The sequence below is a fragment of the Aliidiomarina sp. genome (genome assembly GCF_047920995.1).
In the GTDB taxonomy this organism is placed as follows: Bacteria; Pseudomonadota; Gammaproteobacteria; order Enterobacterales; family Alteromonadaceae; genus Aliidiomarina.
Genome location: NZ_JBLRWZ010000053.1, coordinates 1 through 7,133 on the forward strand (window position 1 = coordinate 1; position 7,133 = coordinate 7,133).

General features: G+C 43.9%; 8 protein-coding genes. 2 read left to right on the plus strand and 6 right to left on the minus strand.

The features are described from left to right. Positions 1-589 precede the first annotated feature (589 nt). The 6 genes from ACNA7P_RS10670 to ACNA7P_RS10695 all read right to left on the minus strand — a co-directional run bounded on the left by ACNA7P_RS10670 (position 590) and on the right by ACNA7P_RS10695 (position 5,633). On the minus strand, positions 590-1,894 hold the full coding sequence (locus tag ACNA7P_RS10670; protein ID WP_416258614.1) for a type II toxin-antitoxin system HipA family toxin: 1,305 nt from the start codon (positions 1,892-1,894) through the stop codon (positions 590-592). Beyond that, positions 1,894-2,136 carry a helix-turn-helix domain-containing protein gene (locus ACNA7P_RS10675; RefSeq protein WP_416258615.1) on the minus strand — a complete coding sequence of 81 codons (243 nt, stop codon included), beginning with the start codon at positions 2,134-2,136 and terminating at the stop codon, positions 1,894-1,896. The genes ACNA7P_RS10670 and ACNA7P_RS10675 overlap by 1 nt, the downstream gene beginning before the upstream one ends. Before the next feature lie 266 nt (positions 2,137-2,402). Beyond that, positions 2,403-3,002 carry a carboxymuconolactone decarboxylase family protein gene (locus ACNA7P_RS10680; RefSeq protein WP_416258616.1) on the minus strand — a complete coding sequence of 200 codons (600 nt, stop codon included), beginning with the start codon at positions 3,000-3,002 and terminating at the stop codon, positions 2,403-2,405. Between the two features lie 134 nt (positions 3,003-3,136). After that, the gene (gene folE / locus ACNA7P_RS10685) at positions 3,137-3,778 is read right to left on the minus strand and encodes a GTP cyclohydrolase I FolE (RefSeq protein WP_416258617.1); all 642 of its coding nucleotides are present in this window, start codon (positions 3,776-3,778) and stop codon (positions 3,137-3,139) included. Between the two features lie 41 nt (positions 3,779-3,819). Then, positions 3,820-4,602 carry a ferredoxin--NADP reductase gene (locus ACNA7P_RS10690; protein ID WP_416258618.1) on the minus strand — a complete coding sequence of 261 codons (783 nt, stop codon included), beginning with the start codon at positions 4,600-4,602 and terminating at the stop codon, positions 3,820-3,822. Between the two features lie 290 nt (positions 4,603-4,892). Next, complete coding sequence (locus ACNA7P_RS10695; RefSeq protein WP_416258619.1) at positions 4,893-5,633, minus strand: cysteine hydrolase; 741 nt, start codon at positions 5,631-5,633, stop codon at positions 4,893-4,895. Positions 5,634-5,748: 115 nt separating this feature from the next. On the opposite strand from ACNA7P_RS10695, the gene ACNA7P_RS10700 reads away from it, so the two are divergent. Both ACNA7P_RS10700 and ACNA7P_RS10705 read left to right on the plus strand, forming a co-directional pair. Continuing rightward, positions 5,749-6,678: a cupin domain-containing protein gene (locus ACNA7P_RS10700; protein ID WP_416258620.1), complete on the plus strand. Its 930-nt coding sequence runs from the start codon at positions 5,749-5,751 to the stop codon at positions 6,676-6,678. Positions 6,679-6,782: 104 nt separating this feature from the next. Further along, positions 6,783-7,133 (plus strand): DUF2282 domain-containing protein (locus tag ACNA7P_RS10705; protein ID WP_416258621.1); only part of this gene is annotated, 351 nt, incomplete at its 3' end.

Genomic DNA, 7,133 nt, shown 5'->3' on the forward strand with positions numbered 1-7,133 from the left:
ATTTCCCGGTTACATATAAACATTCTCTGATCTTAGGGGGTTATCAATTTCCTCGACACAAACTTAGGACATGTCGAAAAGGGTGATTTAATGTCGAAATATTTCGACATTAAAAGTCAGCTTTTTTGTTGACCGAAAATCTTTTTGTCGTGACTAAAGGTCAAAAACTCAACTTTTTGAAACCGCTTTATGTGCCATAATTTTACATTGAATGATCTAAAATGGGGTGAAATACCGGTAAAAACCCCTTCAAGAACCCACTTAACATACTGTTTTTACTGAATATGCCGATTAAGCCCCGATTCTTCCACCGCCCTCCGGAGGCGGAGGTCAGAGGTTCGAATCCTCTCGGGCGCGCCATTTTCTTGACCTGCAGCGACATATCTCCTTTCATGCCTACTTTAAGTTCTTTCCGTTGATGTTTTTCTGTGTGACCGCTAGCTGTAGTGGCTGATTTTGCGGAGGAAACCGGCTGTGACAATTCTGTGACAGATTTGTGCCACATATGTTTTTTGTCTGCTGCGCAAACCTAAAAACTGGTAAGGCCTGTGTATTCTAGACACCTTCTGGTACCCAAATGATAATTTTTTCATACCTTAAAGCGCTCAAGCGCTTTCAATGTACCTTTGCGGATAGCTTCCGCGCTTAGCTCTGCGCGAACACTTATCGAGGCAGCTTCCTCTGATGCAATATCGAGACACGATTCTAGCTTGGATGTGATGTTCGCAATTGTTGAATCCATGCGTTCTGGATCATAGCCAACACTCTTTGCGTGAGTTCTCCAGTGCCGAGGAAGAATCGTATGCCATTGATAGTGCCTATTCTTGCTATTCACGGCCATGGCCATTTTGATTTTCTTCGGATGTAAATTGCCTACTTGCGCAAAGCCATAGGCAGATAACACGTCGTACAATGGCGTTAATCTATACCCTCTAGGGGTAAGCGCCAAACTAAAGTTCTTTGCATGCCCGTCTATAGCGGCAAAAAGCCAATACAGTAGCTGCGCTGACATAAATGTATCTTGATCACTAACCGAAGCCGTAGATGTGGATAAAATTTTCATTATCTCTTTAGCGCTTGGGCCACCATACTCCTCATATTTTGAACCACCTGTCACACCAAGCGCTTGGCAGAAATCTTCTTGCGGTAGGCGATAAATCTTGTTCTCAATGATTTTTCGGTCAAAGCGCTCAATAATCAACACATCTTCACCGTTGAAGCTGTCAATTTTTGTATGGGCTACCGGCAATCCAAGTGCCTGAACAACACGCATGCAAAACCATTCGTTTTCAACGCTGCTCGATAAATCAGGTTCACCTGGGCGAGTTATGATCCGCGGTTTTAATATGTGCGTTGTTGGTGTTCGTCCAACAGGGATACCCCATTGTCCTTGCCAAAAAGTCAGCGCCGTTTTCTCCTGAGCGCCGGCAAGTGAAAAACGAAATGCATCATCATGCTGCATACCGAGGGTTTTGCCGGTTCGTGAATCTGCTATGAGTTGGCCGATTTGTTCTTCATTCAACGGAATTATTTTAACGTCAGGAACCGGCTGAGGCTCCGGGATGGCTAAGAAGGTTAATGCGCCAATGCAGTCTTTGCCGACCGTTTCGAGCAAATCAAAAGGTTTTGTGCTTTTAGCCCCAAGCCTATCCACAATATATTTACGAACATCTAGACTATCGGGTAACAGGTTATCGAAGTAAGCGTTTAGCGCTTCGCCGGAATATTCCTGCTCAGTTAATGGCATGGATACGGAGATTGCACGCGCAAAATTGGATTGTAGCCAGCTATCTGAATATCGAAATCTCAAATTATTCAGCCGCGACTTCAACGTGCCAACGAACTGATCATTCATGTGGCAATGGAGTGTGTTCTCATGTTTGCGTCGGCCCATTACCAAATCACCTCGCTGCTATTTGAGGAGCTTTGTTCAGCAGTGTCTGCATTTAGCTGAATTCTGAGTGCTGCAAAAATTCGCAGCAAAGTCGATGTATGCATTTCTCCACTGCGTTCAATGGACGACACACTTCTTTGCGAAAGCCCAGTTAACTTAGCCAGTTCTTTTTGTGTGTAGCCTAGCGCTTTTCTCTGCGATTTAATAAGTACCGCTAAGTCTGCTGGACGCTGAATGATCATGAGTAAACCTCATCGATGTAGTCGGGTTCATAAGTAAGCACAGATGAAGTATAGTACATAAAACCATAAAAATGAAGTAGACATCATAAGTGCCATTTTATGAATAAAACTTCATCAAATAGTCCGGCATGCTCTTTCAAGCTTCGATTGATTACCATAATACCGGTGACTGGTAATGCCTAGGTTTTAACGCTACAACTCTTCAATCGATGCAAATGGTGGGCTAAAGCAGATCAGCTTTCGGTGTAAATTAGCAAGCTGCACGTTTAACGATCTTTCCTTAGCTGTGCCATGAAGCCTTGGTAGGTTTGCTCTCCCACGGATTCCTGATTAGCTGCCTTGCGGTCTTCGTGGGACTTTGCTAACGCATCGTTCAGCCGCTCTTTATACATACTGTCATGGCTATCTAGCCCATGACCGAAAATCAACCGGTTCATAAAGTTAAACAGACAGACCACAAGCATTGCGTCATGCACTGCTGTTTCAGACCAGCCTGCGTGAATAACTGCATCAACATCCGCTTGCATCATTTTCGCAGGTTCTTTAGTGAGCTTGTGAGCATACTTTAGCAGTGGCTTGAGGCGAGCACTCACTGGCGCACTCTCAATATCCGTCATTAAGGCATCAAACAGTTCTGGATCAACGCCAAACTTAGCCGAATACACTCGGTGACTGTTAAAACAAAACTGACAATCATTGAGCGCAGACACATAAGCAGCAATCATTTCGCGTTCACCGATACTTAATTCGCTTTCTTGTCGTAGTACGGCATCATGAAAAGCCATCAACGCTTCAAGCCCACGAGGAAATTGTGCGAATACATCCGCCAGGTGGGCGGTTTTTGGAAGGGATGAAAAAAAAGCCATAGAAAACTCCGCTGGATAGTGATTATTGTGCTTAGTACGCTACCATATTTTAACCTCGCACAGCTCTCTCAATCTCAGGTTTAAGTATACTCTACCAGTCTACGGACAATCGTGGCATGTTCCGCAGAAACTAATTAGTTTGCTAAAAACTCGAAGCGCGTGCGCTCATCGCTTTTAAAGATACCGCCCAGAGATGTGGTTTGGGTTTTGGAATTCATATCCATAACCCCGCGCGCTTTTACGCAGTAATGCACCGCACCGATGGTGATTGCAACATTCTCAGTATCCAACAGCGTTTGCAAAGCCACCAGTATTTGCTGGGTCATGCGTTCTTGAACTTGCGGGCGCTGCGCGAAGAAACGTACGATACGGTTGATTTTTGATAATCCAATCACACGTTTATCCGGAATATACGCTACGCGCGCAGTGCCATCTATGGTTACGAAATGATGCTCGCAGGTGCTATTAAAGCTGATGTCTTTCACTTTAATCATTTCATCAACCTGCATCTTGTTCTCTATTAGCGTTACCTTCGGGAAATTGGCGTAATCCAAGCCGCTGAATATTTCATCTACGTACATTTTCGCGATTCTATGCGGCGTTTCACACAAGCTATCATCGTTGCGATCTAAACCGAGCACATCCACTACATCGGTCATCAGTGTACAAATTCGCTCATATTTTTGCTCTCGTGTAAGTTCATTGGCGCGCATAGGTGTTTCTAAACCTTTACTTGCTAACGCTTCTCTTACGAGTTCGGCTTCTTTTAATAGCATGTTCATTCCTTAGTAATTTCTTTCTGTACTGCGGCCATGGATTATTTCTCCATGAATGCTTGCTCAATAACATAATCGCCTTGTTGGCGAGACGTAGCTTTCACGAAACCTTTCCGGTTTAGAATAGCCATACAATCGGCCAGCATTGCTTGATTACCGCACAACATAAAGCGGTCTCGAGTTGGGCATATTGGTAACAGGTTGATCTCTCGAGCTAACAGTTCATGCTCTAGTAAATGGGTAATGCGCTGCTGATGTACCTCTGTAAGAAACGCTTCTCGGGTAACAATCGGATAGTAAATTAACTTCTCGCGGATATGCTCACCAAAATACTCATTATTCGGCAGCTCATCATAAATTGTTTGTTGATAGGCTAAATCCGCTATGTGCCGCACGCTATGCACTAAAATAATTTTTTCATATTGCTCATAAATACTTGGGTCTTTAATAATGCTCATAAACGGTGCTAAGCCCGTTCCTGTAGCGAGCAGATATAAATGCTTACCTGGTTTTAAGTAACCAGCAACGAGCGTGCCAGCTGGGCGTGTTGAAAGGCTTAAGGTATCGCCAACCTGCAGGTGCTGTAAACGGGAGGTGAGTGCGCCATTAGGAACTTTTATACTAAAAAATTCTAGCTCATCTTCATAGTTTGCACTGGCAATACTGTAGGCGCGGAGCAACGGTTTGTTATCCACCTCAATACCTAGCATTACAAACTGACCGTTCTCGAAAGTGAAGGAAGGTTTTCTAGTGGTTCGGAAGCTGAACAAGCTTTCACTCCAATGGCGCACATAGGTTACCTGCTCTTCAATTATTGCTCTCATTATTTACCTCTATTCGGTGATGCACAGTAATGTTTGGCCTAAAAAGGTCGGCGGAACCTGTGTATCCAGCGCAAGCGCCACGAGAAATTCGGTAAACTTTATAATACCCGAGTAAATTGGTCAAGTTTAGCGTATGAGGAACATTATAATGTTAAACAATACCCTGAAAACGATGCCAATTTGCGCATCTGTGTTAGCTCTTGCATTGAGCTCAGAGGAATATTGCTCTGCGATAAAGGTAGGTAAAACCGGGGTAAACCGTAACTGGCTCACCCCGGTGTGGGTAGCCGTTATAAGTTATTCATTAGCTTCACAGTAGTTGCCGTATTTTCTAAACCACTGGCTATCATCCGAGCATTTGTCATGCCAGCTTGATATCCATCTAAGCCAGGCAACTGAGCTGCCGCTGTTGCATCTGATACAACATGCACCTCAAAACCGTTCTCTACCAGAGCGCGCATATGGCTTTCGGTGCATAAATTAGCAGACATTCCAGCGAGCACTACCTTACTGATACCTCGTTTACGAAGCTGCAAAATCAAATCATTAGTTTCCGGTCCATATACTTTATGCGGATTCGTAACCACCGTTTTTCCATCTTCAATATAAGGCTTGTATTGCTCCATCCAGTCTGCACCCGAGCCCTTTAAGCCCTCTGCATTATGCTGATGCTCTCGGTCGAACATACCGATAGCATGCATCATTGTTTCAAGAGCTCCACCAAATTCCCACTCATGATCATGAGGGTAATAATAGTGAGGCGAAATAAAAACGGGGATATCATTACCTTTAGCTGCTTTAAATAATAACTCGATATTTTCCACCGTGTTATTTGCTTCAACACTAGCACCAACCACTCCCCATGTAACACCTTCCTCATGGAGAAAATCTCGCTGCGGATCAGTGACCACTAGCGCTGTATCACCTTTTGAAAACTTAACCCCCGGATTTGGTAAATCTGCCGCTGCTTGCGAACTTAAGGTAAGTAAGCTCAAGCCTACCACTGTAATTACTGGTTTTAATATCTTCATTGCTAAACTCCAAATTAGTATTTACGAAACTACTCGATTAGTATTCTGGATTAAATCAGAACATTAAAGACTAAATATGATATATTTTAGTTTAAATCGTACATTAGAGGTTGCAATGGATATCACTTCAGAAGTTCTTCGCTTAATTCAACTAACAGGCCATGTGTATTTCAAAAGTACATTTTCGGGCGACTGGGGATTGCGTATTGATAAGCCCGTAGGTGCAGCATTACACATCATTGAAAAAGGGAGCTGTTGGCTTTTGATTCACGAAACTGGAAGTATGATTGAGCTCAATGAAGGTGATTGTATCATTCTTCCTCACGCCACTCCGCATTCACTGAAAGCAACCCCGGAATCAACTGCACACTTTGGCCAAGAGGCCTTAGATCATCTCGTAGGCGGGAAGCCACTATTTAACGAAGGCACACCCAACCTAAGTATTTTGTGTGGCTATTTTTCTTTCGAACGAGATCACGCCGATTTATTACTCAGTAGCTTGCCTGAAATCCTTCATTTACAAGCTAGTAAGCCAACTAACGCATTATGGCTGAAACAAACGAGCGCTATGTTGTGTTACGAGTTAAAGGAACAAGCCTTAGGCAATGAGCTATTAATAAATCGACTCTTAGAACTTTTGTTTGTTCAGGCCCTACGCAGCTTAAATAAACAAGAACTGAAGCCCGGGCTTTTAGCTGGTTTACATGAACCGAAAATTCACCAAGCGCTAAAGGCATTTCATAAGAATATTTCGCAGCCTTGGACACTCTCCAAACTTGCTCGCGAGGCCGGACTATCGCGCACAGGTTTAGCAACCAAATTCTTTGCGATTCACGGTATTTCACCCGGTGCTTACATAACAAACTGGCGGCTTGTTGCTGCAAGCAAACTATTAATTGAGACGAATCGCTCTGTGGAGTCAATCGCCCGTTCAGTTGGTTACAAATCCTCGGCTGCTTTTACCATGGCATTTATAAAACGTTTTAAAACCTCACCGGGAAAATATCGTTCACAGCATACCTCCAGAATTTTAGATCACTTTTGAAATCATCAACGGTGTTTTAGTCGATAAATGTGGTGATTTGGTGTAAGTGGCTCAACTAAAACTCAACTACACTAAGTTTGAATTTCACATAAGAGGAATGAAAAATGACACAACCAAACTTAACCAAATTACTATTAGCTGGCGTTGCGATCGCTAGTATCACCGGTGTAGCACAGGCTGGCCCCAACGCTCAATTAAGCCTCGTAGAAAACGCACCAGAAAACGTGCAACAAAACTTTCAGCAATGGATGTCGGGAGAGCGTGTTCGTGGGCGCCGTGATAAATGCTATGGTATTGCTCTCGCTGGACAAAATGATTGCCGAGCCGGTGCGGGTACTAGCTGTGAGGGTACCTCTACCATTGATTTCCAAGGCAATGCTTGGACATACACACCACGCGGAGTTTGTGAGCATGTGATGACACCGCATGGTAAGGCGTCAACGTCTGAATTGGAC